Here is a 23,839-nt window from a genome sequence, read left to right on the forward strand (position 1 = left end):
ATCATCGGCCGGCGGATGACGCTTCGCTCATCCGCCCTACGTTGAAGGGATTATGTATGACGCCCTCTTTCGATCCCGGTGCGATGTCTCTCTCCGACTGGCGCGCGATCTATCGCGGCGCCGTGCCGTCGCTCGATGCGCGGCATCATCCCCGCATCCAGGCCAGTGCGGATGCGGTCGCGCGGATCGTGGCGCGGGGCGAGCCGGTCTACGGCATCAATACCGGCTTTGGAAAGCTGGCCAGTGTCGGTATCGCCGCCGAGGATCTGGTCGCGTTGCAGAAGAATATCGTGCTGTCGCACTGCGCCGGTGTCGGCGAGCCCCTGTCGCCGGTGATCACGCGCCTGATGATGGCGCTGAAGATCGCGTCGCTCGCGCAGGGCTTTTCCGGCGTGCGGCTGGAGACGATCCTGCTCCTCGAAGCGATGCTCGCGCATGATATCGTTCCCGTTGTGCCGGCGCAGGGCTCGGTGGGCGCCTCCGGCGATCTTGCGCCGCTCGCGCATATGACGTCGGTGATGATCGGCGTCGGCGAGGCGTTTGCCGGCAACACACGTCTCCCGGCCGTCGATGCGCTCGCCAGCGCCGGCTTGCAACCGATCGAACTCGGTCCCAAGGAAGGCCTTGCACTGCTCAACGGCACGCAATTCTCGACGGCTTGCGCGCTTGCCGGCCTGTTCGAGGCCGAGCTGCTGTTCAAGAACGCGCTGGTGTCAGGCGCGCTCGCCACCGATGCCGCGCGCGGCTCCGATACGCCGTTCGACGCGCGCATCCATCAACTCCGCAAGCATGACGGGCAGATCGCCGTCGCATCGGCGCTGCAGACCCTGATGGCCGGCAGCGCCATCCGCGAGTCGCATCGGCTCGGCGACGTGCGGGTGCAGGACCCCTATTGCCTGCGGTGCCAGCCGCAGGTGATGGGCGCCGCGCTCGACGTGCTCAGGCAGGCGGCCGCGACGCTGCTCACCGAGGCCAATGGCGTCTCCGACAATCCGCTGATCTTCCCGGACGAGGACCTCGCAATGTCCGGCGGCAATTTCCATGCGGCGCCGGTGGCTTTCGCCGCCGATATGATCGCGCTCGCAGTCTGCGAGATCGGTTCCATCGCGGAGCGGCGGATCGCCATGCTGGTCGATCCCGCACTGTCCGGCGTGCCGGCCTTCCTGACGCCGCGGCCGGGGCTCAATTCGGGCTTCATGATCGCGCAGGTGACCGCAGCGGCGCTGGTCTCCGAGAACAAGCAGCGCGCCCATCCCGCCAGCGTCGATTCGATCCCGACCTCAGCCAATCAGGAAGACCATGTCTCCATGGCCGCGCATGGCGCGCGGCGTCTTGCTCCGATGGTGAACAATGCGATGGCCGTCATCGCGATCGAACTGCTCGCTGCGGCGCAGGGCTGCGACTTTCATGCGCCGCTGACCTCCAGCGAAGCGCTCGAAGCCGTGCGAAAATGCGTTCGCGACCATATTGCGCATCTCGATGACGATCGCTACTTCCATGCGGATATCGAAAAGGCACTCGTTCTGGTGCGGTCCGGCGCCGCGGTCGAGGCAATACAAGACACGGCGCTTCCAGAACTCTGACCGCAACGTTGCGCGTCTGTGCAGTCATGTCGCCTGTCTGGTTCGCTCGTCACCGTCGGCGGTATGCCATGCGATGCAATTGCACCGATCTGTCGCGGACGTCGTCGCAACATTGCCAGGAATGATCAACAACGAGCATATCAGAGCTCATTTGATCAACGCTAGCTGGTTGCAATATTGTCAATGCGTGGCGTCGAGCGCACATTGTCACGCGCTTGGCTGAAAATTCGTTCGTTGGACGACGGTCGCATCTCGCGATTGAGATCGACAGATAAATGGCCCAGGATACGACTGTTCGATAGGTCGATGGTTGGGTGACAGCCAATATGGATGTGAAGCTCGAGCTGCCTGGCATCGAACTCCTGAGACGCAGCAGCGGGCCGTCGCTGCGCGCGCATATCGCACGCGAGCGTAGCGTCCTGATGCAGGTCGCGGCAGGTCGTCCGCTATCGGATGTGTTGCAGGAGTTGCTGCGGAGCGTCGAAGACGCGTCGCGACTCCGCATGATGGCGTCGGTTCTGGAAGTCAGCGAGGATGGCGGATGTCTGCGGCACTTGGCGGCCCCCAGTTTGCCGGCGGCTTACAGCGATGCGATCGACGGCGCTCCTGTCGGGGAGGGTGTCGGCTCCTGCGGCACTGCCGCGCATCGCGGCACACCGGTCTATGTGACGGACATCGCCTCCGATCCGCTCTGGACGGACTATCGTGATCTGGCGCTGGCACACGGTCTGCGCGCCTGCTGGTCCACACCGATCAGGGGAATGGACGACATCATTCGCGGCACTTTCGCCGTCTATTACGATGAGCCTCGCTCGCCCCACCCGCACGATCTCGAAGCCATCGCCGGAATCACTCTGACCGTGGCCCTGGCGATCGAGCGACATCGCACGGATATGCAACTGCGGAGCATGCGCGCCGAGCTCAGCGCATTGATCAAAGCCACATCCTGAGCGCCGCGGCTGCGCACGTCATCACCTGAAGCGCGCCGGCGTCGCCGCATGTGCAACCATTCGGTTCCATGCGCGTTGTCGCCCGGTTCACACGTTCAGGAACAACATGGCTGAAGACATAACGACGCCGATCGGCATCGGCGTGCACGGCGCGAGACGTCTGCCATCGGTGGATGTCGATACTTTCAATATCGAGATCAAGGATGGGGACGGCTTTCTCGGCGATCGTGCCAGCAAGCGTGCGTTCCAGGAAATCATCGATGAGTTGCGCAAGCCGCTGAAGAAAAGCGGCGATGATCCGCTCGGCAAGAAGCGGGTGAAGGACATTCGGAAGTCCACATTCGACGAGCTTCTGGTCGGCGACGACGTGGCGGCGGCGGCGCTGGTGCACGGCGCCATCGAGGAATTCGCGCGGGAATTCGCCTACGTGATCCAGCGCTTTTTCAAGAACAAGGCATGGGAAGACACCGAATGCATCGTGGTCGGCGGCGGCTTTCGCCAGAGCAGGGTCGGCGAACTCGCGATCGCCCGCACCGGCCTAATTCTCAAGGCTGAAGGGCTCAAGGTGGACCTCGTCCCGATTCAGTATCACCCGGACGAGGCCGGCCTGATCGGCTGCCTGCATCTCGCGCCGTCCTGGATCTTCGAAGGCTATGACAGCATTCTCGCCGTCGATATCGGCGGCTCCAACATCCGCTGCGGGGTGGTGGAGACGGGCTGGAAGAAATCGAAGGATCTGTCCAGGGCCTCGGTGTGGCAAGTCGATCTCTGGAAACATACGGATGACGAACCGACCCGCGAGGGCGCGGTGAAGCGGCTCATCAAGATGCTGCAGGATCTGATCGGCGCGGCGGAAAAGGAGGGCTTCAGGCTGGCACCGTTCATCGGCATTTCCTGTCCCGGCGTCATCAATGAGGACGGCACCATCGAGAAGGGCGCACAGAATCTGCCGGGCAACTGGGAGAGCAGCAAGTTCAACCTGCCGGCGCTGCTGGCCGAAGGCATCCCGACCATCGGCGATCACGACACCGCGGTGCTGATGCATAATGACGGAGTGGCACAGGGGTTGAGCGAGGTCCCGTTCATGCAGGATTTCGATCACTGGGGCGTGTTGACCATCGGCACCGGCCTTGGCAATGCCCGCTTCACCAACCGCAAGCGGGAAGCCAGGAAGGAGAAGAACGGGAAAGACCCGAAAGGCCGGACCGCGAAGGAGTGAACAGGGAGGGGCCGGGGGCCGCCTCCGTCGATGAGCCTGCATCGTGGGGGCGTCTGCGGTTGAATCTGCGCGAATCGGTCGGCTGTCTCTGCGGTCCCGGGCGCACACATGCCGTATCCGGCGTCGGATTCAGGATCGCGCGGCGCCGGATTGGCCGTCCCGGAGGCTGCGTGCGGCTGATTTCGCCAAGTCCCGGTGGGCTGGCGGCTGAATTTCCGCATCCGGCGCTTGTCTGCTCCGCCGTCCTCGCCTAGAACACCGCCAACCACCCGGCGGGGCGACCGTCGGATTTCGGCACCAAGGAGAGGTGGCAGAGTGGTTGATTGTACCGCACTCGAAATGCGGCATGGGTGCAAGCCCATCGGGGGTTCGAATCCCCCCCTCTCCGCCATTCGGCCGTTTGGGCCCCTGAAAATCCAATTTTATCTATAGAATAAGGCATTTCTAAAAAGGCCGGTGGTACACAGGAGTGGACACACCGTGAGCCTCAACATGCTTCAACCCATCAAAAAAGACCACACGAAGAACTACTGGTTTCGTCGGCGTGTGCCGGCGAAATACCGCAAGTTCGGCATGCCGTCGGAGATCAAGTTCTCGCTCGGAACCGCAGATTGGGACGAGGCGGTGCTGCGCTGCCAGGAAGAGAATCTGAAGCTGGAGCGCACCTGGCGCGCCAATCTCGAAGGCGAGCCGCCCTCGGACCTTTCGCACATGCAGATCAACGCGCTCGCAGGCGAGTTCTACAACGAGATGGTGGCGAGCCATCGCGACGAGCCTGGCCGTCCCATCCTTTGGGAAGAATCGCTGCGCGCGCTGGAGAAGAAGAAGACGCGGCTGATCAGCATCCAACCGGTCGGCGTGCACCTGCGCTTCGCGTTCGGCGACGAAGCGCGCGAGTTCCTGGCCCGTCGGCGCCTGAAACTGGTCGGTGACAGATTCGAAACCTTCATCAAGGCGTACGTCAAGGCTAAGGAGCATGCGAGCAGGGTGCTGCTTCGCCACGCGGAGGGCGATTACACCCCCGATCCGGAGCAGGCGAAATATCCCGCGCTCCAGTTGACCGAGCCGAAGAAGCCCTTCGAGGGCCTGTGGACCGAATTCTGCGAGGCGAAGAAGATTTCAGCGTCGACCAAGAAGAAATGGCGTCCGTATTTCTCGGCGTTGATGCTTCGGGTCGGGTCGAGCGACATGAACCTCGTCACCGAGCAGCATCTGCTGGATTGGCGGGACGCGCTGCTGGCGACGAAGCTGTCACCCATCACCGTCAAGGACGGTTACATCGCCGCCGCGAAGGCCTTCTTCGGCTGGTGCAAGCGGATGAAGAAGCTGCGAAGCGACCCGAGCGCGGAAGTCGTCGTCGACGTCAGCGAAAAGCATGAGACCAAGATGCGCGGTTTCACGGACAAGGAAGCCGCGATCATCCTGTCCGCCGCGTTGGCTCCTATGAGCAAGCTGATGGCGCGGGAGAATGCCGCGGCGCGCCGGTGGGTGCCGTGGATCTGCGCCTATACCGGAGCCCGCGTCAACGAGATCACGCAGCTTCGGGCCAGCGACGTCCTGAACGTGGACGGCATCGATTGCATCCGCATAACGCCCGAGGCCGGAACCGTGAAGACGCTGCGGGAGCGCGTCGTTCCGATCCATCCGCATCTGGTCGAGCAAGGATTTCTCGACTTCGCTCGGATGAAGAAGGGCAAGGCGCCGCTGTTCTATTCCGTCGCGCGGCAGCGCAACCCGGACCGGAAGAATCCGACCTACACGTCGGTCGGCAACAAATTGGCCGAGTGGGTTCGTGAACTCGGCATCAAGGACCCACGGGTCGCGCCGAACCATGGTTGGCGCCATCGCTTCAAGACCGCGGGCCGCAAGGCGAGGATGGACTGGCTGATCCTCGACGCCATCCAGGGGCACGCGCCCCGCACCGAGGGCGAGGAGTATGGCGAAGTGCCGCCGGACGTCATGCAGCCAGAGATCCTGAAGCATCCGAGATACGATGTTGCTGCCGGAAAACTCCGCGACCGGCGAGGCGATGCGAACAGGAGCCGTGCCGGGAAAAGGAAGGAGCCGGCGTGACCGCCCACTTTGCGGGTTGAGAACGGCCGAGGCGATCGTCGGACGACTTATCCGACGGATCCGATCCGCCAAGCCTCGCGTCCTGAGTGGCCCGCCGCCGACCGTCGGGCCGAGTGATACCCGCCTGATCACGCCGTCATTGTGTTATGCAGTCAAAGGCCCGATATTGGGGGCGGAGAACGCATGGATAAGGTCGTCACCATAGCAGAGAGGGACGCGCGCGAAGCAGCGCGGCGACGATCGGCTGCGGACGCGATCATCGCGAAACTGAAGGCATTTGCGATTTCGCGCGGCGGCCGGTTCCTTGTGTTCGGATCGGCGGCGGTGGATGCCATGTCGTCCGAGAGCGATCTGGATGTCGTCGTCGATTTTCCATCGGATCGCGAAGGCGAAGCCGTCGACTTCGTTGAAGACTTGTCACGAATTCACGACCTGCCTGTCGATTATTACTTGAGATCGTTGGCAAGCGAGCGGTTCCTCGCCCGGATAGCGAATGAAGCGGTGACGCTGTCATGAGCGACCCGCGTTGGACGGATGTCGATGCTGATATCGACCATGCCATTCTGCAGATCGGAAACGCCGTTCGCGCGTTCGACCGCGGAGGCTTCGATTCTCCGGACCTCGACGCGGTATGGGAACGGTCCAATGCGTTTCTCCATGGGATGGAGACCGGGTATTCGCTGCTGGAAGCCGCATTGGAGAAGATCCTTTCCATTTTGAAGGAAAAGAGCCCGGTCGAGGGGCAGCACTCGCACAGGGATCTCGTCGAGCGGGTCTCAAGGCAGATGACCGGCGTTAACGCGAGGCCTGCGATCATCGACGCAGATCTCAAGAAGGACTTGCTCGAACTTTTGAGGATGCGCCATAGGGCTCGGAAGGTCATCTACGACGACTTCGACGCGTCGAAGGCGGGGCCTTCGGTCGAGGCCGCGCGACGGGTCCTGATCGGGCTCCGGGACGCGATCGCTGCGTTCAAGGCTGCGGTGGATCCGGAGCCTGGCGAGGACGACGAAAATTCCGCGTCGTCACGGCCTCGCATCTGACGCCAGCCATATCGCGCCGAAGTCGGCTTCCGATATGCACTGGACCTGGTACGGCGATGGCGCGGTACCATTTCGTCGCACACCGAAAATATCGCGTCGTTTTCCGATTGTGCGACCAGCCCATGAGCGTCGGCAGGGAGCGAGGCATTCACATCCTCTGCCGTTTGGATCCGGATAGGCATCGCCACCGCGAGGTCTACAGTTCGAAGCATCAGGCGGTCCGACGTTGTTCATGCGATGCGTACGGCATCATCGGCCCGTTTCTTCGCTGCCGGCGAACAAGGCGCCGGCCCCGTACCGATCCTCCCAAGCAGAATCCGACTTCGCTCGGCCATTGCAAAGATGGGAGGCAGTCAGCTATCGGTTGTGTGGGGGATCGGCGGGGGCGAGCTTTTCATGTGGCATGACAACGAGACGGAGCGCGACTTCCTGAATTTTTCGGGCGTCGCGGACACCGTGGCCGAGATCGTCGTGCAGGCGCGAGGGCGCCCGGTCTCGATCGGGGTGTCCGGTTCGTGGGGTATCGGCAAGTCGTCGATGATCAAGCTCATCCGGGCGTCCGTCGCCGCGCGCCCCCTCCCTGCCGGCGAGCGGCAGTTCGTCTTCGTCGAATTCAATGCTTGGCTGTATCAGGGCTACGACGATGCGCGGGCGGCGCTGATGGACGTCATCGCTTCGAAGCTGGAGGCGGAGGCGGCCGCGCGCGCGACCGCCGTCGACAAGACGAAGGCGTTGCTGAAGCGCGTCAACTGGCTACGGGCCGCCAAACTCGTCGCCGTGCCTGCGATCTCGCTCGCGCTCGGCCTGCCGCCGACGGGCCTGGTCGGCGACGTGATCGGCCTCGGCCGTCGGGCCTTCGACGAAGGCCTCGGCGGCAACCTAGCCAAGGATGCCGAAGCCGCGGCGGGCAAGGTCGCGGACGCTGCAGGCGGACTCCTGGATCCGAAGCCCGACGAGTCGCCGCCGAAACAGATCCAGGCTCTCCGGGATTCGTTCGAGGACATCCTCGAGGAGTTGGGGATCACGCTGGTGGTCCTGATCGACGATCTCGACCGCTGTCTTCCGGAGACCACGATCTCGACCCTCGAGGCCATCCGTCTCTTCCTGTTCCTGAAGAACACCGCTTTCGTCATCGCCGCCGACAACGACATGATCAAGCACGCGGTCCGCAAGCATTTCGGCGGCATCCAAGACGATCTGTTGGTCACCAACTATTTCGACAAGCTGATCCAGGTACCGATTCGGGTCCCGCCGCTCGGAACGCAGGAAGTGCGCGCGTACATGATGTTGCTGTTCGTGGAGAACAGCGTCCTGGACGGTGAGATCCAGGAGAAGATCCGCGTCGGCATCTGCAATCAGCTTCGCCGGACGTGGGAAGGCAAGCGCGTCGACCGGGCGTTCGTCCAGACGCTTCATGATCCGATGCCGGACGAACTGATCGGCAAGTTCGATACCGCGGACCGCCTCGCCCCGTTGATGACGACCGCGTCCGGCATCGCCGGCAATCCCCGTTTAATCAAAAGATTCCTGAATGCGCTGTCCATACGGATGTCGATCTCGACCGCTCAAGGCGTCGGTGTCGACGAAGCTGTGCTTGCCAAGCTCATGCTGTTCGAACGTCTAGGGGACACGAAGGCCTATGCTTCGTTGATCTCCGCGGTCGGTGCCAGCGAGTCCGGGAAACCCGCGTTCCTCGGCGAGTGGGAGGAAGCCGCAAATGCGGGCAAGGAGCTCGATCTCCCGTCCCCGTGGAACGCTCCGTTCGTGCGGGAGTGGCTGACGTTGCCGCCGGCCCTCGCGGAGGTCGACCTCAGAGGCGCGTTATACGTCAGCCGCGAGCATGTCGCGCTGGTCACTTCCGAGGATCGCCTGTCGTCAGAGGCCGCGGAACTGTTGACCGCTCTGCTGCAGAATCCGGAGATGGCGGCGCGCCTCAAACCGCGGCTGCAGACGGTGCAGCGGCTCGAGACGGCCGTGATCATGGATCGTCTGCTGGAGAAGGCACGGCAGGAGCAGGAATGGGGCGTGCCGCCGATACTGGAGGCCTGCCTGGCCTTGTCGGAGGTGGATCCGCCTCAGGGCAGTCGTCTCGCGGCCTTTCTCGCCGAGCGGCCGGCCGCGCAGGTCAAACCCAACATCGTACCGAAGATCGCCGATCAGCCCTGGGCTCGAGGTGTGCTGGAGAAGTGGGACGGTCTTGACGTGTCGAGGCCGGTCAAGACCGCAATCAAGAGAACGTTTGAAAATGGGAACGTCGCAATCTAGCGGTGGGCCGGGGCCAGGCGTGCCGATGGTTCCGCCCTGGACGCCGCCATCGCCGCCACCCGAGCCGCAAGTGCCCGAACCGGGTACTCCCGACCCGTCGCTGCCGCCGCCGCCCGATGAGCAGCAGCCGTCGCCGCCGATCCCAACGCCTCCGGCTGTCCCGCTGACGGCGGCGCCGCCCGTGGCGCCCGCAGCACGCTTCCGGGGCACGCGGCGCAGCCTCGGAGACTACGCCCGCAGCGGCAACCGGGACGATCTGAAAAAGGCGCTCGGACACTACGTCCGCAGCGGTTACTCCGGCTCGGCGACCGCCTCGGCCAGGCTTGGAGGGACCGCGGCGACGGCGCAGTCGCTCGGTAGTGCGCTGTCGAACATCGCCGCCGGCCAGCCTGCCACGGCTGGAAGTCCGCTCGATCCGGCGCTTCTTGCTGGCCGCTCCGCGCGGGAGGTCATGGACGCGGTCGTCGAGGCGGTTCGTCCCACCGACGGCACACAGGACGCGGAGGCGGCGCGCGCGGCCATTCGCGACGCGTTGTCCGAACTGCTCACGCACTACCCCGAAGCGGACCTCTTGAATCTCGATTCCGAACAGAGAGACTTCGTCATAGAGCGATATGCCGCAATGGACGTCTTCCGACGGTTCGAACTGGATGTCGGCGTCGCGATCAGCGAAAAATCGCCGACCGCGACCGTGGCGCTCGCGCGTCTCAAGGATGCCAGGGACTACGTGAAGGAGATCGTCGGCGCGGAATTCCGGAAGCTGCGCGACGCAGGGAAACGGCTGACGGTGGACAGGATCAACCGTGTCGTGAGCGAGGCCGTCAGGGAAACCTGCATCGTTTTCGAGGGCTACGCGGAATGAGGCTGGTTTGTGCTCCAGAGGACATCGATCTGCCGGCGACGGCCGACGATCTACGGGTCGTGCTGTTCGGTCAGCCCGGCAGCGGCGACCGTGGCAGCGCCGGTGACGCAGCGAAGCATGAGTTCCTGCGCCGGCGGCTGGAGGCGGCACCTCGGGCTTGGGATCTGCTTTCGATAGCGCTCTCGGTGGTGACCGCGGATTATGCGGGCCTTCGTGAACGGAGTCCGGACGGATGGACCCGGGAGTTCGATCTGCAGATCGCGGTCTCGGATCCCGCGTTCTGGAACGCCCAGGCCGGCCATCTCGCGAAAGCGGTCGGATTCCTGACGACGGACCTATGGCGTTTCGGTTTTCAGGGGGGCGGCATGCAGCCGGCGCCGCCGAAGCCGGCCGAGCGTCCGGATGCCGATTGCGTCGTTCTGCTTTCGGGCGGTCTCGACAGTCTGGTCGGGGCGATCGATTTGGCCGCCGCCGGGCGGCGGCCCCTCGCCGTCAGCCAGACGGTTCGCGGGGACGCCGCGAAGCAGGTCGACTTCGCCGCCCATATCGCCGGCGGCCTCGACCATCTGCAACTGAACCACAACGCCCACGCTCCCGGCGTCGAGGAAGCGTCCCAAAGGGCCAGATCCCTGATCTTCATCGCCTTCGGCGTCATGGCCGCGACATCGCTCGCCGCCTACCATGAGGGCGGGACGGTCGATCTTTTCCTGTGCGAAAACGGCTTCATCGCGATCAATCCACCGCTCACCGGAGCGCGGATAGGCAGCCTCAGCACGCGTACCGCCCATCCGCACTATCTCGGCAGCGTGCAGCGAATGCTGGATGCGGCCGGCCTTCGCGTGAAGATCCGTAATCCGTACGCGACATCGACGAAGGGTGAGATGCTGCGGTCATGCGCGGACCAGACGCTGCTGCGCGTTCAAGCGGCGCGGTCGACGAGCTGCGGACGGTTCCAACGCTTCAATTACCGGCATTGCGGTCGTTGCGTGCCGTGCCATGTCCGTCGCGCCGCATTCCGCGCTTGGGGCGTACCCGATACGACGAACTACGTGTACACAGACCTCGGCCGAGACGACGCCGAGCACGCCGGCTTCGACGACGTCCGGTCCGTCGCCATGGCCATCCGGAACGCCGCCGGAGATGGCCTGAGCGATTGGCTGGGACCTTCGCTCAGCTCTCCTTTCATAGCCGACAGGGCAGGACTCGAAGCCATGATCTCACGCGGAATGGCCGAGCTGCAGGCGCTGCATGGGGCGCTGGGCGTTAAATGATCGACTTTCATTGCCATCTCGACCTCTATCCCGACCCCGTCGAGATGGTGCGGGAAGCCCGGTCGCGGGAGATGTTCGTGCTCTCGGTGACGACAACGCCGACCGCGTTCGAGGGGACGTCGGCGCTCGCCTCGGATGCCCCGCGCATCAGAACCGCTCTCGGCCTTCATCCCCAGCTTGCCCACGAAAGAAAAGGCGAACTTGCGCTGTTCGATGAGCTCGTCTCCACGACCCGCTACGTCGGTGAGGTCGGCCTTGACGGCGGCCCCGAGCTCAAGCGCTACTGGCGCGATCAGCAATTCGTCTTCGACCGGATACTGAACGCGTGCTCCACCGCGGGCGGACGAATCCTTTCGATACACAGCAGGCGAGCAGCCGGTCAGGTTCTCGACGCCTTGGAGCGACATCCGGGCGCGGGCGTGCCGGTCCTCCACTGGTTTTCCGGGACCCGTCGCGAACTCAAGAGAGCGGTCGCGATGGGATGCTGGTTCAGCGTCGGTCCAGCCATGCTTGCAGGGGAAAAGGGACGCGCGCTTGCGGCGGAGATGCCCCAGGAAAAGGTGCTGACCGAGACGGATGGTCCCTTCGCTCAACTCGACGGCAGAGCCGCCTGTCCCTGGGACGCGAAGGGAGCGATCGCCGCGCTGTCCGCCGTCTGGGGGAAGAGCGAGCTCGAGATCGAGGCGCGACTTCTCTCCAATCTCAAAGCCTTGGTCTCGTCTGCATAGGATCGCCCCGAGAGCCCGCTTCAAAGGACTGGAGGTGGGCGTCGCCGCCACGGCGCACGGCCGCGAAAGGCCTCTGGCCGGCTCCGGCGATCGCGCTTCCCCGGGGAGGCCGTGGAAAAGTCCCGACTATCGGATCGGCTACGTCCTCGGCATTGCATTTGAGGTCGTAAGGATCAGACGGCCGATCACGCTCAGAATGAGTTTGCCCGATCGCCCGGCGAATATTGCGCTCTGCGCCGCGATCGTATCGTTCAGACGACGGACCGTGTGGTCTGGGACGTCGTAGATGGGTGGGCTCTCCCACCGCTCGCCGATATACAGCAGGGCGACGTTCGCGCCGATCGGCAACCAGACTTCGGTCGCCGGGTCCGGCAAGTTGCCGCGCGAGCGCACCACGGGGCGGCTGCCGATCATGAAGCTGAGTTTCGTTCGGGTGCGTGCGATGACGAGCGATTTCGAGGCAAGGGCGCGCATGACCCTGGGCGAATGGCGGGACAGTGCGCCGACGCGCGCGTTCTGACGGAACTCCTCGATCGAAGAGGGGCGAAGCGTGTTCTCCCGCTGTTCAGCCGGGACTTCCCTGAACCTTCGTTCGTATTCGTCGAGCGCCAGTCGGATCTGCCGCTCCGAGTCGCTGGTCGGCATTATCTGTTCGTGGAATTCCGGCACGCGTCGCATCTGTTCGTAGGCGAAGTGGTCGATGACCTCCCTGGTCGTCGACGGGATGCGCGGTGTTCGGTCACCAAGAGCCGCGTTCACAAGTTCAGCAAATATCGGCTCGGCGACGCCTTCAAGCGCGGCGTAACGAAGCTCGAGCGCGACGTCCTTGGTCCCGTCCGAGAGGATCTTCGAGTAAAGATGCGTTTTGACGTGTAGATTGCCTGGCCTGGTGGACTGAACGCCCTTCTCCGGCGTTCGCTTGTTGTAGAAGTGCAGAAGGCCCGCCTCATCGACGAAGCGCTTTTGCAGCATTTCGGGAACGAAGTGGTGTCGTTTTGGAACGTTCATCCAGGATCGCGACTGCAGATGGCCGACCGGCTACTTCTTTGTCCCGTACGGACTCCGGTTGGTCGGCTTCAGCGAAATACCCTCGACCTGGGCTTTCGCACGTATCGCCGCTTCTGTGCGCTTGTGCTTCAGTCCCATGACCCTGGTGGGAGTGTTGCCAGCAGCTTCCTGCTTGAGCTGCTTCACTTCCGCAGGTGTCCAGGGCTTTCCAGTATTGCTCGTCGACTTAGCCATCACCGATTCTCCGGGTTGCATTCGGCGACGATCCCAACCCAGGCTGCAGGAGTCCACAGCGAAACCTCGGCGCGGGCGACTTTTCCCCCGCTCGGCCATCGTCGAAGCGATGCGCATTGCCGGCAAGTTCGTGATGTATGTCCGTCGGTAGGATCGGAAATTCTCGACTGCTACTCGATGCCTTCGCCGGAATGCTCCGGCGGAGCAAGAGCCCCGAGCACCTCGTCGGGCAGTTCTTCGATCGCCACCGCGAACACCACGTCCGGCGAACCGCAAAGCGGACAGGCATAGCCGCGGTCGTCGTATCCGCACTCGCCGGAGCGTGTGCAGGCGGCACATCTGAAGCGCGCCATGGTCACTCCACTTGGCTACAGGGAAAATCCGCTTCGACGAAGCGGTCGGAGGTGCGGTCGTAGAACCGGAAGACGGCGTGCCAGTGCCCGTCGATGAACCTTCGCTCGACGTGGGGATGTTCGATTCCTTGCTCGACCTCTGCCGGGTGCCGTCCGTCCCCGTGCGCATCGCAGCGGGTCGCGAGCCATTCGCCGGCGCGGAGCACGCCGGGTTCGCCGCAGACCTCGCAGGTCGTCGCGCTGCGCGCCTCCGCCAGATCGACGGCCTCTTCTACTCGCGCGGCCGCTTCGGGCGACATCGATCCCTCCCAGCGGATGCGCAGGGAGCCGTACTTCTCGCTGATCTCCGTCACCCGAAGCGAGCCGCCGTGCGTGCGGACGGACGCGCGGATGCGTGCGCACGCGCGCTCCAGCAGGTCACGCCAGCCGTCGTCGACGGCGGGCAAGCCCGGCGCCGCCGCCGAAGGGCCGAAGGGGCGAAAGATGTCGTCGTAGGATTCGACGAGCGCCTGACGCCAATCCGGATGCGGGCGGATCTCCATCTCAGGTCTCCCGGAACGCGAGCGCGCTGCCTCCGACGCGTCGTCTGGCCGGTTGAAGATGTCGATCGAATGCGTCGGGGCAACGCCTCGCGGCGACCACCCGTGTCGAGGCGCTCACGGCGACGCCTCGATGCACGCCGCGATGGCCGCCCGGGTCTGGCGGTCGCAACCGCGGACGATGTTCTGCCAGGTGACGTGCGGCTCCGACAGCTTGTCCGCGAGATGTCCGAAATCGACCATCGCGCAGATCGCGAGGAGAAGGCTGTGTTCGCCTTGCGAGGCGACGCCGGCGTAGGTCCGCACCGCCGTGGCGAAGCAGCCCCGCGCCTCGTCGTTCCGCTGAACAACGGCGTGTCGAAGCTCGTTGAACGAAAGCGAACGCTCGAGGAGGTCGGCCCATTCACCGCCGAGTCCGGCGAATACGCGGCAGGCGGGACCGTTCTTGAAGGTCGCGTAGTCCATCATCTGGTATTCCTTTCTCGGTCGGTTGCCGTCCAGGGAGCCCGGCACTCGGGGACGAGGATCGTGACGGATCACGGCTCGTCCAATTCCGCCGGGGTGCCGACCGCGCTGTCTTTGAGCAACTTGGCGTAGTAGAAGATGGACAAGGTACTGAAGGAGTGCCCGCCGACCGTACGCAGCTCGATGAAGTCCCATTCGTCGGCGATCCCCGGTGGCACAGGAAGCTTGGCGTTCGAGTAGATGTGCTTGCGGTGCTCGGACATATATTCGATCACACCGTACAGAACCTCGCCGCGGTCCCCCCACAGGATGCTGACGCCGATGTCGGCATCCTCGTCGATAATGGGCGCGCGCATGTTCTGCCATGTCTGCTTGATCACTTCCGCCACGCCATGGACGAACAGATCGGACGGCAGGCGTCTCGGCTCCGTCGACACGATCGTTGGCCTGGCGACGGCGACCTGGTGCTGCATGTCGCGGAGCCTGCCTAGCACGCGGACAATCGCGTCGGCTTTCGTCTGCCGGCTGGCCAGGGCCATCAGGACCATGGCGCCATCGATCGCCAGCGCGTCGGCCTTTCCGTCGGACACGCAAGGCAGCAAGCCTTCCTCAATAAGCGCTTTGCACGCGGTGTCGACGATCCGCGGGTCTTGGACGGTCGCCTGGCCGATGTGCTCGATGACCCGCGGGGTCCTGAAAAGGTTGCGTCTGGCATGCTTGAGCTCGTTGAAGGCCATCGTCGGTCCTGTCAGCTAGGCCGCGACGACGGTTGACGCCAGCGGCCGTTCTCTCTAGTGAAAAAATCTCACTGGAAGCGGTGCAGGTCAACGGGGAGAGGTCGCCATGGTTAATTCGCGCCGGTTGGCTGCGATCGTCGCTGATGCGCTGGGAGTGCCTCTGACCAGCACCGTCCAGCATGCCCGCAACCTCCGCGAGGCGCCCGACGGTCCGTTGATCGCGCAGGGCGGCCGTGGCCGCCATGTACCCGAAATGACCCATGACGACGCCGCCGCGCTCGTCTGTGCCGTGATGGCATCTGAAGCGGTCGGCGCGAGCGCGGAAACGGTCAAGTCGCTTCGAAAGCTAAGGGCCCAATACCACGGCCACCATTCGGGCGGTCGTGGTGGAAGAGCGGCCGAACCGGGCATGCCGGCTTTTCGTCTGGATATAGGACCGGACGACGACGTGATCCGAGGTCTGGCGGCCGTTCTGCGTTTTTTCGGTCGTGAGGACGCCTTTCTCGACGAGCTCAACCGTATGCGCATCGAGCGTCAGGCCGTCTGGGTGACGTTCGAGGTCGAATACCCGCAGCATTTCGCGTCGATATCGATCGGCGTCCGGAACCTCGCTTCGCAAAGCTGGACATTCGGAAAAAGGGCGTTCGCTCGCACCGAACAGATCCGCCGCTGCCGGCAGGACGCCTTACGGGCGATCGCTCGCTGCTTGACACCGTCCTGATACCGAGCGCGCTGCCTCCCGGGCCACGTTGACATCGTCTAGCTGAGCACGGGTCGATTGAACGCGAAGTTGGCGACGGCGTCCGGGTGCTATGCCGAACCGTGAAGGTGCCGGAAGGTCTGCAGCTTGTCGCGCCGACAGGAGCGCCCGCGGCCGCCCCGCCGCTTGGCCGACAACGGTGCCGGCAGGCTCGCACCGGATCCGGCCGGTTGGCCAGCGGACCGCGTCGGTCCGTTCGAACTGTGTCCGCTCAGGCGCCGCCGACCGCTGGCGGGATTTTCAATCCTCTACGACGATCTCGGCCGGATCGAGTCCGGTCCAGCGCATGATGCCGGCCGAGACGAGCTGTATGAACGGTTCTGGCCGTTCCCGCATGCGCATGAGCCGGAGCCGCAACCACGTGTCCCCGAAGTTCCTGAGTTCGTCGCCGCACGCGTCCTCGATCTCGGCCTGGGTGAAGTCGCGCCCGAGCGCTGCGATCGTATGCGCGATGCGCCACCACAGCACATCCCCTTGTCGGCGTTTCTCGGCCGCCGGGGTGCCAAGAGTCACGCGATGCTTGGGGAGGGGTTCGCCCTTGAACCAGAACCAGCCGCCGTTCGCCCATTCGATTCTCGACCCGAACAACCCTAACTTCAAATCCCTCTGGGCATGGTCCCTGGTACCAGGCCGGAGGTTTTTCGGCAGCCTCTTGTGAATGTCGAAGGCCCGCAGCCGATTGCCGTTTTTGCGCAGTATGGTCGCGACCGCTTCCGCGAGCTTCTCATTCGACGCGCCGGTCCAATCGGCGGCAGTGAGTACTCCCGGCTGCAGGGGTGGCTTCGGATCGACAAGCACGAAAAGTTTCTGACCCGCCTCCCGTATCTGAAAGTTCCTGGCGGTCGCCACCCGCTTGGCGCTGGGCTTGGCAGCCTTCGCCGGACGTTCAGGCCGAGGAATGTCGCTGAACGCCCCGTAGTTGCTCGCGTCGCGACGTTGACCTGTCTGTGCCGTAGCCGGCACCGCAGTTGCCTTGGTCTGGGGTGGCTGGGTTCGTGCGGCGGGCCGCGCCATTGGCGTGCGAGCGTTTGGAGGAGGCGGCATAGGATGGATACCGTCCCCCGATCCACGGGAAAGCAACTGCGCCATCAGCCAGAGACGGCCGGCGAACTCCTCGGCGATGGCGGCGAGTGCGGCCGGTCTCGAACTGAGCATGGCTTCCCGCGAAGCCCGCCAATCGTCGAGCAGCGGCCCCACGTCGTTCGAACCACCCTTTGCCCGGTCGCGGACGGCGCGCTGGCCGACGCTATGGAGGGAACCGGACACAATGAACAACTCGTCGGCCGCCTGATAGACCCTTGCTCTCAGATTGTTCTTCGTCATGATCCGGTCCTGGATGTCGCCGGTACGAAGCTAGTGGACGCTGGCTTTCCAACCCGTCAACAAACTAGCGTAACGCTCCGTTACGACCTCCCGAAATCTCCCGAAATGTTCGAAGGAGGGCTCGGAAACCCTACAAAACAAGGCCTCCGCGACAAACGCAAACCTGTAATCAAAGCAGATTCACGGGCGCCTTTCCGGAGGGTGCGAGTCCTTGTGGAGGCCCGTCGTTATTGGGTTTCCGATCAATGGGTTAGCCGGGACCCGGTTCGAAGCTATGGCGTGAACGTTCCACGAACTTTAGCGGAATTTAAGGGAAACAGACCCACGCAGGCGGACCGTAGGTCCCGGAAATCTCCCGTAGTGACGCAGCGTCACGATTTTCGCCGGACGGCCGTCGCAAGTATAGATTCAGTAGAGGCAAAGCAGACGCAACCCGGCCGAAAATCGTAACGTATCGTCACGATCGTAACGCGCGATCACGATCGTGGCGGCGCGTCACGATCGTGATCGGCGGTCACTCGGCGTCCGGCGCGGTTGCTTCGGCGCGGATCGCCGGCCGGTCCGTGCGCCGTGCCTCCGGGTCGGGGCACGGTCCGCCCGGCGCGGGCGCGTCCGACAGGGCATCCCATCGGCACCGACCCGGGTCAGGCGCCTTGGCTCCGACGCCCGGCGTCGAGGACATCGAGCACCGGACAGCCGGGCGCTTCGCCGTCGGAACATCGGGCGACCGTCTCCGCCAGGATGGCTTCGAGCTTGACTAGATCGGAGAGCTTGTTGCGGATCTTCGCCAGATGGGCGCCGGCGATCTTGTGCACGTCGACACAGGGCGCGCGTTCCGGCGCCCCCAACGCGAGCAGCGCGCGAATTTCTTCGAGCGTGAACCCCAGATCGCGCGAGCGCCGGATGAAGGCCAGCGTCCGTTCCTCGGCTCGACCGTACAACCGTCGGCCGCCCGCCGTCCGCGGCGGCGGAGGCAGCATCCCGATGCGCTCATAGTAGCGGATGGTCTCGATTTTCACGCCGCCTTGTCTCGAGAGCGCGCCGATCGATATCCTTCCGGCTCGCGAAATCGTGTTTTTGCCCATCGAATGGTCCTTGCTCCTGTAGCCGCTACAGGATGCATCCTGACCGTCATGAAAGTCCAACAGACGCATCGAATAGACGGCGAGCGGCTACGGCAGGGGGCGTGGCGGTCGGCGGGCTGTGGGGGGCGGTCGCGGCTTCCTCTTGTTCCATCCCTAGCCCTCGTCGGTCTCAGCGTCAGCGGCGTGAGGATAGGGAACCTCACCCGGCTCGCCGCCTATCGGCCCTGGATCGTCGCGGCGACGCTGGCGGTCCTGAGTTACGGCTATCGGCTGTCCTGCCTGGGGCGTTCGTCATGCGCAGCCGCCGGATCCTGTGCCCGCCCGCTGTCGGATCGCTTCGTCAGGACGGGTCTCGTCGTGGCGACCCTCCTGGTCGCCGCCGAGCTCGGCTTCGACCTCATCGCACCGCTCTTCCTCCATCGTTAAAGGTCCCCAATGAGCAAACTTCTTCTTCGCGCGGTTCTCACAGGAGGCATCCTGGCCTCGTCGGCTGCAATGGCCGCGGACCGCGCGGTGGACAACATGTATTGCGCCGCATGTCCGTCGATCGTCAAAGGCAGCCGCGAAGCCATACCGGGCGTCGCCCGGGTCGTGGCGTCCTTCAAGGAAAAGACGGCGACGGTCGTCTACCGCGACACAGTGGCCGTCGTGAACGGACTGATGTCGGCGACCGCCAAGGCGGGTCATCCGTCAGCGCCCCGGGGCTGACGGATGCTTTTCGAATCGATCATCACTTGTCCCCAGTGCGCCGTCGCCAAGACGGAGACGATGCCGACCGATGCCTGTCAATTCTTCTACGAATGCACCGGCTGCGGCATCATGCTGAAGCCGAAGCCTGGCGATTGTTGCGTGTTTTGCTCCTACGGCTCGGTTCCCTGTCCGCCGATACAGGCCGAGGGCGGAGGCGACCGGTGCGCCGGGCCGTGCTGCAGCCAATCGTAAATGGAAGCCGCCGGCTTGCAGAAAAAGCCAACCGACGTGTCGGTGGCCGCCGGCGTCCGTCGCCGCAGTGCGATCCACGGGCGTGGTCGCGGATCGCCTCCGATCCACGACGATCGCCTAGAACTCCGGCTGCGGAGCGGGGCAATCGGTCGTGGAGCCGCGTTTCGACAAGGGGCGCCCACGACCGATGCCGCCACGGACGTTCTGTCAAGCTCCGACCGCTTTGCAGGTGCGGCCGCTCTGAGCCAAGGCGACGATTTTCTCGACGGTCGCGGAGGTCGCCGCCTTGCGCGAAGGCTTCAACCGCCAGCCGCGGCCGGCGCGGTCCCTCTCCATGTTGAAAACGCCTTCGATGACGTTCTCGAGCGCGATCTTGATGTAGCGTTTGGTGACCTCGACGGACGAGTGCCCCAGGAACTGCCGGGTGGCTTCGTAGTCCTTGGTCGCCAGATAGTACCGCGTGCCCGCGGTGCGCCGCAGGTCGTGGAAGGTGAGGTCGTCGACCTTCGCGGCCTCGAAGGCCTTCTTCATACGCGTCCCGAAATGCGACTTCTTGTAGGGAATCCGCGTCGCGACCTTGACCGGCTCGCCGTCGACGATCGCCGTCGTCTCGACGACCCGGGTGAAGACGTGGGTCGGGTGGAGACCCTTCATCTGTTCGAGGATCGCGACTGCGCGGTCGTTCAGCCAGACCTTGTAGATTTTGCGCCCCTTGGACTTGCGGTGGGCGAGGATGTGCCGCTGCTTCAGCCGGACCTGCGACCATTGCAGCCCGATGACGTCGCCGCTCCGGATCGCGGTCTCGAGTTCCAGCACGAACGCGGCCTGGAAATCCTCGTCGAGATGCTCGCAGATCGCCGTCTCGTCGTCGTAGTCGATGATCCGGTCGCGGTCGTCCTCCACCAACTTGATTTCCTTCATCCGGGGCCGCTTCGGCAGCGGCGTGGACATATGGTCCCTCGCGAAGTTCAGGACGCAGAAGATCAGCTCGAGCTGGCGGTTGATGGCGCTCGGCTTGAGCCGTCCAGTCGCCGTGTTGGCCGTGGCCGATTTCAGTTCTTCGCGGATCTCCAGCATGCGCGTGGTATCGACGTCGGCGCAGAGGGTGTCGAGGCCGACCTGCTTGCCGGCAGAGGTGAGCGCGTCGAACTTGGCGATCTCGCGATTGATCTTTTCGTCGGTCTTCAGCTCCTTCGGACGGGGGTCGAACACCTTGAGCTTCCAGTACTTGTGCATCGCCTGGTTGAAGGTGACGCGTGGCCCCGCCGCCATCTCGAGGGCCAGGTCCCGCTTCGCCTGTGCGCGGTACTCGTCCTCCAGTTCCACGGCCGTGGCGTGACAGGTCGTCTCGCTGGAGTAGGAGAACTTGCGCTTCCTCAACTGGAAGCAGATCTGCCAATAGGGCGAATTCTTATGCATGTAGACGGTCATACGACGCCTCCCGTCGACTTTGGGCACGCGCCGGACGTGCCGGAAGCGTCCGCAGCGGTCTCCCTCCTGGCGGACACGCGCGCTGTGCGGACGGCTTCGGCGGAGCGACGGGTGGGGCGCTCGACACCGCCAACGAAACCGGGCGCGTCCGACGTCCACGGCGTACGGGCACGACGCGGCGGAACCGGGTCAGCCGCCGGGTTCCCCAGATTCTTGAAGAACTGAACCACGTCATCCATTGTGAAGTACCGCCTGATCCGTCGCCGCCCGGTTCCCATCGCCCGGTAGGGCAACCTACCAGAGCGCACGTGGCGGAGCAACGTTTTCTCGTCCAACATCAACATCTTACTCAGATCTGCCATCGGCACCGCGGGCCGGTTCCCAAATCCGGCGCGCAGGAGGGAGGTCATCTCGGTGCCGGAATTCGGGGCGTCGGCGGCGCCCGTTGGGCGGGTCATGTCATCGAATCCTTGAAATCGAATCCTTGAGAAATGGAACCAGAGGCAAGCTGCGAATCCTTGTGACATGCTTGTCACAAGGGCTTTCCGGGAGCGGTCCCGGCGCGGCGCTCGCGCGACGGGTGAGACTTCCGGCGTCGTGTCGGTGTATTTCGAATCCTTGGGCCGCCCGCCCCGTCGGCACGCCCGGGGAGCCTGGTCGCGGCCCCTCCGGCGGCGCCGCCCGGGGGATTGGCCGTCGCGAGCAGCCGGCACACGCCTTCGCCGTCGATCCTGCCCTCGGCCAGCAGCACCTCCGTCACGGCCTCCAGGGCGCCGCGGTGACGCTGCAGGAGCGCCCGGCAGGCGTCGGCCGCCTTGGTCAACTCCTCGTTCGCCGCCAGGCGGACCTCGGGATAGGACAGCAGCTCGGGAGTGTTCTCGCGCGGGGCGAGGAAGAGCAGCGGTCGCGGTCCGGAGAGCCCGACCGAGCCCGACATCGCCGCCGCCATGCTGGCCGCGACTGCCATGTCGGAGCCGGCGACGCCGCCGGAACCGTGACCGCAATCACCGCACATGAGGATCTCCGCCGTCCGTCCCGCCAGCAAGACCTGGAGGCGGCGCGCGTAGTCTTCGTAGGTGCCGGCCGTTTCCGTCGCCTCGGTGCGGACGACCCGCCCGCCGGTCCCGCGCGACGGCGAGATGCTGGCGTGGATCCCGGCGCCGCCGTTGAACAACACATCGACGACGATGTGGCCGGCTTCGTGGATGGCGGTGCGCCGCCGCAGCGCCTCCGGCCGGGCGTCCTCGCCCTTCACGATGCTCAGGAGATCGTGCATGACGATCGAACGGGCGCCATCGTGCCTGGCGAGACGGCGGGCGTCGTTGACGATGCGCTCCACCTCGGCGCCCGAGCCGCCGAGCGTCCGTTCGCAGATTTCGCGGAGATCGGCGTCGACGAGGTCCGGACCCAGGCGGACCCTGAACATCTTCTCCAGGTCCGCGAGGTTCGGCAGACCGATCTCGATCACCGGATTGAACCGTCCCGGGCGGACCAACGCGGGATCGCAGCGACGGACATCGTTGCAGGCCGCGACCAGAAAGAGATTCTCGTTTCCGGCGAGACCGTCGGTCAGTTCGAGAAAGCCCGAGACTACCTGGATCACGTAGTCCGCGTGGTCATGCCGGATCGAGCTTCTGTCGGCGAAAGCATCGACCTCGTCGATGAACATGACGCACCCTGAGGCTGAATTTGCGAGGTTTCTCGCCTTCTCGAAGTCGGTCCGCATGGCCTTCAAGAGGTCGCCGAGGTGCCCCTGCGACTGCCAGCCGGCGAGCGAAGCCGTGACGATCGGAAGTCCGGCGGCCCGTGCGAAAACGGCGGCGAAAGTGGTCTTTCCGGTGCCCGGCGGCCCGTTCAGCAGGACTTTCGACGACACCGCGGACCAGCTCCCGACGTCGCCACGCCTCCAGGAATTCAGATCGACGATCGCCGAACGGGCCCACGCCACGGCGGAGTCCATTCCGTGCAGTTCGTCGAGCGTCAGGTCGCGCGAACCGCGCTTGACCGCCTTGGCCTCGGCGAGGCGTCGCAGGCCGGCGACGCACTCGGCGGGCGTCCGGTCGAAGCGCACGGCGATGGCGATCTCGCCGAGTCCCGTCCGCGCGACGGTGACGTCGTCGAGCCGCGCGCGGCACGTGCGTCCCGTCACGATCTCGATCGTTCTGACGATGGTGCGCGCGTCCAGCGCCGGAATCGCGATCCGGTGGGTGCATGCGAGGAGCAGCTCCGCCGGAAGATGCGTCTCCGCGCACGGCGAGAAGGCGATCACCGGCAAAGCGAGACCGAGGGCGTCGAGCGTCGACCGGCGCGTGTCGTCCGAATCCTTGGGCTTCGTCGGGCTCTTGGCCACGACGTAGAGGGCATCGTACTGGCCGTGGCGGAGCGCGCCGCTGCCGAGAAACTTCACGCACACCGCGGTGGCGGGCATCAGGACGCTCTCCCACACGCGTCCGAGACGGTCGAGCATCGCCGCATCCGGCACGTCGACCACGACCACCGGAGATCCGCTCCTGACCGCCGCCGCGAGCCCGCCCAGCGCGTCGACCTGCCTGGCCAGCATCAGCTTGGCGGCGATCTCGACGGACGTGACCGGCTCCACCTTCGGGTGCTTCGTGGCGACGGCGACGTCCAGGTCGTCATCGTCGTCGCGCGTGCGCCGGCGGAGCGCCGCCAGTCCGACGAATCCCTTGACCGGCGATGGAACGGCCGGGGCGAGCTGTTCGACGCGACGCACCTGGGCCGCGCCCATGGCCTTCCGATAGATCCGCGATGCCTCGACGGCGAGGCGGTCCGTCTCCGCCTCGAGCGGGCCCATGGCGGCCGGCGAGGCGGTCGCCACCGATGCCGGGCGGCTCGGCCCGGCGTTGCGCGCGAGCGCTGCGCGGCGCTTCTTCGTCTTCGTGTACTTGGTCACGTGGATGTTCCTGTGTCGAAGGTCATGGTCGCTAGGGTGGATGCACCTGCGGAT

General features: G+C 64.7%; 24 protein-coding genes and 1 tRNA gene. 15 read left to right on the plus strand and 10 right to left on the minus strand.

Annotation, left to right across the window (positions count from 1 at the left end):
- Positions 1 to 56 precede the first annotated feature (56 nt).
- The 11 genes from hutH to qatD all read left to right on the plus strand — a co-directional run bounded on the left by hutH (position 57) and on the right by qatD (position 11,994).
- Positions 57 to 1,583 (plus strand): histidine ammonia-lyase, encoded by a 1,527-nt coding sequence (gene hutH, locus E0H22_RS02225; RefSeq protein WP_233024139.1) that lies wholly within the window; start codon positions 57 to 59, stop codon positions 1,581 to 1,583.
- Positions 1,584 to 1,915: 332 nt separating this feature from the next.
- Positions 1,916 to 2,533, plus strand: a complete 618-nt coding sequence (locus E0H22_RS02230; RefSeq protein ID WP_233024140.1) for a GAF domain-containing protein — start codon at positions 1,916 to 1,918, stop codon at positions 2,531 to 2,533.
- 106 nt (positions 2,534 to 2,639) lie between these two features.
- Positions 2,640 to 3,752: an ROK family protein gene (locus tag E0H22_RS02235; RefSeq protein WP_233024141.1), complete on the plus strand. Its 1,113-nt coding sequence runs from the start codon at positions 2,640 to 2,642 to the stop codon at positions 3,750 to 3,752.
- Between the two features lie 301 nt (positions 3,753 to 4,053).
- A tRNA-Ser gene (locus E0H22_RS02240) sits at positions 4,054 to 4,143 on the plus strand.
- Between the two features lie 101 nt (positions 4,144 to 4,244).
- Positions 4,245 to 5,825 (plus strand): DUF6538 domain-containing protein, encoded by a 1,581-nt coding sequence (locus E0H22_RS02245; RefSeq protein ID WP_233024142.1) that lies wholly within the window; start codon positions 4,245 to 4,247, stop codon positions 5,823 to 5,825.
- 183 nt (positions 5,826 to 6,008) lie between these two features.
- Positions 6,009 to 6,341 (plus strand): nucleotidyltransferase domain-containing protein, encoded by a 333-nt coding sequence (locus E0H22_RS02250; RefSeq protein WP_233024143.1) that lies wholly within the window; start codon positions 6,009 to 6,011, stop codon positions 6,339 to 6,341.
- Entirely contained in the window at positions 6,338 to 6,868 is a 531-nt protein-coding gene (locus tag E0H22_RS02255) for a ribonuclease toxin HepT-like protein (protein WP_233024144.1), read from the plus strand. Before E0H22_RS02250 ends, E0H22_RS02255 begins: the two co-directional genes overlap by 4 nt.
- A 456-nt stretch (positions 6,869 to 7,324) precedes the next feature.
- Positions 7,325 to 9,133, plus strand: a complete 1,809-nt coding sequence (locus E0H22_RS02260; protein ID WP_233024145.1) for a KAP family P-loop NTPase fold protein — start codon at positions 7,325 to 7,327, stop codon at positions 9,131 to 9,133.
- Positions 9,134 to 9,203: 70 nt separating this feature from the next.
- On the plus strand, positions 9,204 to 9,995 hold the full coding sequence (qatB, locus tag E0H22_RS02265; RefSeq protein ID WP_233026623.1) for a Qat anti-phage system associated protein QatB: 792 nt from the start codon (positions 9,204 to 9,206) through the stop codon (positions 9,993 to 9,995).
- The gene (qatC, locus tag E0H22_RS02270) at positions 9,992 to 11,266 is read left to right on the plus strand and encodes a Qat anti-phage system QueC-like protein QatC (RefSeq protein ID WP_233024146.1); all 1,275 of its coding nucleotides are present in this window, start codon (positions 9,992 to 9,994) and stop codon (positions 11,264 to 11,266) included. Before qatB ends, qatC begins: the two co-directional genes overlap by 4 nt.
- A complete protein-coding gene (gene qatD, locus E0H22_RS02275; protein WP_233024147.1) occupies positions 11,263 to 11,994 on the plus strand; it encodes a Qat anti-phage system TatD family nuclease QatD in 732 nt (243 codons plus the stop codon). Before qatC ends, qatD begins: the two co-directional genes overlap by 4 nt.
- A gap of 138 nt (positions 11,995 to 12,132) precedes the next feature.
- Here the strand turns inward: qatD and E0H22_RS02280 are convergent, their stop codons facing one another.
- From E0H22_RS02280 to E0H22_RS02305, 6 genes are all read right to left on the minus strand, one after another.
- Positions 12,133 to 13,002, minus strand: a complete 870-nt coding sequence (locus tag E0H22_RS02280) for a DUF4238 domain-containing protein (RefSeq protein ID WP_233024148.1) — start codon at positions 13,000 to 13,002, stop codon at positions 12,133 to 12,135.
- Positions 13,003 to 13,032: 30 nt separating this feature from the next.
- On the minus strand, positions 13,033 to 13,236 hold the full coding sequence (locus tag E0H22_RS02285) for a hypothetical protein (RefSeq protein WP_233024149.1): 204 nt from the start codon (positions 13,234 to 13,236) through the stop codon (positions 13,033 to 13,035).
- A 170-nt stretch (positions 13,237 to 13,406) separates the two neighbouring features.
- Entirely contained in the window at positions 13,407 to 13,589 is a 183-nt protein-coding gene (locus tag E0H22_RS02290; protein WP_233024150.1) for a hypothetical protein, read from the minus strand.
- A gap of 2 nt (positions 13,590 to 13,591) precedes the next feature.
- On the minus strand, positions 13,592 to 14,131 hold the full coding sequence (locus tag E0H22_RS02295) for a hypothetical protein (RefSeq protein WP_233024151.1): 540 nt from the start codon (positions 14,129 to 14,131) through the stop codon (positions 13,592 to 13,594).
- A gap of 114 nt (positions 14,132 to 14,245) precedes the next feature.
- Positions 14,246 to 14,596 carry a hypothetical protein gene (locus tag E0H22_RS02300; RefSeq protein WP_233024152.1) on the minus strand — a complete coding sequence of 117 codons (351 nt, stop codon included), beginning with the start codon at positions 14,594 to 14,596 and terminating at the stop codon, positions 14,246 to 14,248.
- A gap of 68 nt (positions 14,597 to 14,664) precedes the next feature.
- Positions 14,665 to 15,330 (minus strand): hypothetical protein, encoded by a 666-nt coding sequence (locus tag E0H22_RS02305; protein WP_233024153.1) that lies wholly within the window; start codon positions 15,328 to 15,330, stop codon positions 14,665 to 14,667.
- A 106-nt stretch (positions 15,331 to 15,436) separates the two neighbouring features.
- Between E0H22_RS02305 and E0H22_RS02310 the strand changes: the two genes are divergently transcribed.
- Complete coding sequence (locus E0H22_RS02310) at positions 15,437 to 16,051, plus strand: hypothetical protein (RefSeq protein WP_233024154.1); 615 nt, start codon at positions 15,437 to 15,439, stop codon at positions 16,049 to 16,051.
- A 279-nt stretch (positions 16,052 to 16,330) separates the two neighbouring features.
- On the opposite strand, the gene E0H22_RS02315 is transcribed toward E0H22_RS02310, so the two are convergent.
- Both E0H22_RS02315 and E0H22_RS02320 read right to left on the minus strand, forming a co-directional pair.
- Positions 16,331 to 17,413 (minus strand): DNA-binding protein, encoded by a 1,083-nt coding sequence (locus E0H22_RS02315; RefSeq protein ID WP_233024155.1) that lies wholly within the window; start codon positions 17,411 to 17,413, stop codon positions 16,331 to 16,333.
- A gap of 644 nt (positions 17,414 to 18,057) precedes the next feature.
- A complete protein-coding gene (locus tag E0H22_RS02320; protein WP_233024156.1) occupies positions 18,058 to 18,498 on the minus strand; it encodes a MerR family transcriptional regulator in 441 nt (146 codons plus the stop codon).
- Between the two features lie 183 nt (positions 18,499 to 18,681).
- Between E0H22_RS02320 and E0H22_RS26010 the strand changes: the two genes are divergently transcribed.
- From E0H22_RS26010 to E0H22_RS02335, 3 genes are read left to right on the plus strand one after another with little or no spacing between them, the layout of a single operon-like run.
- Positions 18,682 to 18,924, plus strand: a complete 243-nt coding sequence (locus E0H22_RS26010) for a hypothetical protein (RefSeq protein ID WP_233024157.1) — start codon at positions 18,682 to 18,684, stop codon at positions 18,922 to 18,924.
- A 9-nt stretch (positions 18,925 to 18,933) separates the two neighbouring features.
- A complete protein-coding gene (locus E0H22_RS02330) occupies positions 18,934 to 19,206 on the plus strand; it encodes a cation transporter (RefSeq protein WP_233024158.1) in 273 nt (90 codons plus the stop codon).
- A 3-nt stretch (positions 19,207 to 19,209) separates the two neighbouring features.
- On the plus strand, positions 19,210 to 19,440 hold the full coding sequence (locus tag E0H22_RS02335) for a GDCCVxC domain-containing (seleno)protein (RefSeq protein ID WP_233024159.1): 231 nt from the start codon (positions 19,210 to 19,212) through the stop codon (positions 19,438 to 19,440).
- 207 nt (positions 19,441 to 19,647) lie between these two features.
- Here the strand turns inward: E0H22_RS02335 and E0H22_RS02340 are convergent, their stop codons facing one another.
- Positions 19,648 to 20,820, minus strand: a complete 1,173-nt coding sequence (locus E0H22_RS02340; RefSeq protein ID WP_233024160.1) for a site-specific integrase — start codon at positions 20,818 to 20,820, stop codon at positions 19,648 to 19,650.
- 583 nt (positions 20,821 to 21,403) lie between these two features.
- Entirely contained in the window at positions 21,404 to 23,785 is a 2,382-nt protein-coding gene (locus E0H22_RS02345; protein WP_233024161.1) for an AAA family ATPase, read from the minus strand.
- Positions 23,786 to 23,839 lie beyond the last annotated feature (54 nt).

The sequence above is a fragment of the Rhodopseudomonas boonkerdii genome (assembly GCF_021184025.1).
Taxonomy (GTDB): Bacteria; Pseudomonadota; Alphaproteobacteria; order Rhizobiales; family Xanthobacteraceae; genus Tardiphaga; species Tardiphaga boonkerdii.

What these genes read in the sequence shown, in the direction of transcription:
- hutH (WP_233024139.1), top strand. Translation starts at nt 57, where the DNA reads ATGACGCCCTCTTTCGATCCCGGTGCGATGTCTCTCTCCGACTGGCGC.
- E0H22_RS02235 (WP_233024141.1), top strand. Translation starts at nt 2,640, where the DNA reads ATGGCTGAAGACATAACGACGCCGATCGGCATCGGCGTGCACGGCGCG.
- E0H22_RS02245 (WP_233024142.1), top strand. Translation starts at nt 4,245, where the DNA reads ATGCTTCAACCCATCAAAAAAGACCACACGAAGAACTACTGGTTTCGT.
- E0H22_RS02250 (WP_233024143.1), top strand. Translation starts at nt 6,009, where the DNA reads ATGGATAAGGTCGTCACCATAGCAGAGAGGGACGCGCGCGAAGCAGCG.
- E0H22_RS02255 (WP_233024144.1), top strand. Translation starts at nt 6,338, where the DNA reads ATGAGCGACCCGCGTTGGACGGATGTCGATGCTGATATCGACCATGCC.
- qatC (WP_233024146.1), top strand. Translation starts at nt 9,992, where the DNA reads ATGAGGCTGGTTTGTGCTCCAGAGGACATCGATCTGCCGGCGACGGCC.
- qatD (WP_233024147.1), top strand. Translation starts at nt 11,263, where the DNA reads ATGATCGACTTTCATTGCCATCTCGACCTCTATCCCGACCCCGTCGAG.
- E0H22_RS02280 (WP_233024148.1), bottom strand. Translation starts at nt 13,002, where the DNA reads ATGAACGTTCCAAAACGACACCACTTCGTTCCCGAAATGCTGCAAAAG.
- E0H22_RS02285 (WP_233024149.1), bottom strand. Translation starts at nt 13,236, where the DNA reads ATGGCTAAGTCGACGAGCAATACTGGAAAGCCCTGGACACCTGCGGAA.
- E0H22_RS02290 (WP_233024150.1), bottom strand. Translation starts at nt 13,589, where the DNA reads ATGGCGCGCTTCAGATGTGCCGCCTGCACACGCTCCGGCGAGTGCGGA.
- E0H22_RS02295 (WP_233024151.1), bottom strand. Translation starts at nt 14,131, where the DNA reads ATGGAGATCCGCCCGCATCCGGATTGGCGTCAGGCGCTCGTCGAATCC.
- E0H22_RS02300 (WP_233024152.1), bottom strand. Translation starts at nt 14,596, where the DNA reads ATGATGGACTACGCGACCTTCAAGAACGGTCCCGCCTGCCGCGTATTC.
- E0H22_RS02305 (WP_233024153.1), bottom strand. Translation starts at nt 15,330, where the DNA reads ATGGCCTTCAACGAGCTCAAGCATGCCAGACGCAACCTTTTCAGGACC.
- E0H22_RS02310 (WP_233024154.1), top strand. Translation starts at nt 15,437, where the DNA reads ATGGTTAATTCGCGCCGGTTGGCTGCGATCGTCGCTGATGCGCTGGGA.
- E0H22_RS02315 (WP_233024155.1), bottom strand. Translation starts at nt 17,413, where the DNA reads ATGACGAAGAACAATCTGAGAGCAAGGGTCTATCAGGCGGCCGACGAG.
- E0H22_RS02320 (WP_233024156.1), bottom strand. Translation starts at nt 18,498, where the DNA reads ATGGGCAAAAACACGATTTCGCGAGCCGGAAGGATATCGATCGGCGCG.
- E0H22_RS02330 (WP_233024158.1), top strand. Translation starts at nt 18,934, where the DNA reads ATGAGCAAACTTCTTCTTCGCGCGGTTCTCACAGGAGGCATCCTGGCC.
- E0H22_RS02335 (WP_233024159.1), top strand. Translation starts at nt 19,210, where the DNA reads ATGCTTTTCGAATCGATCATCACTTGTCCCCAGTGCGCCGTCGCCAAG.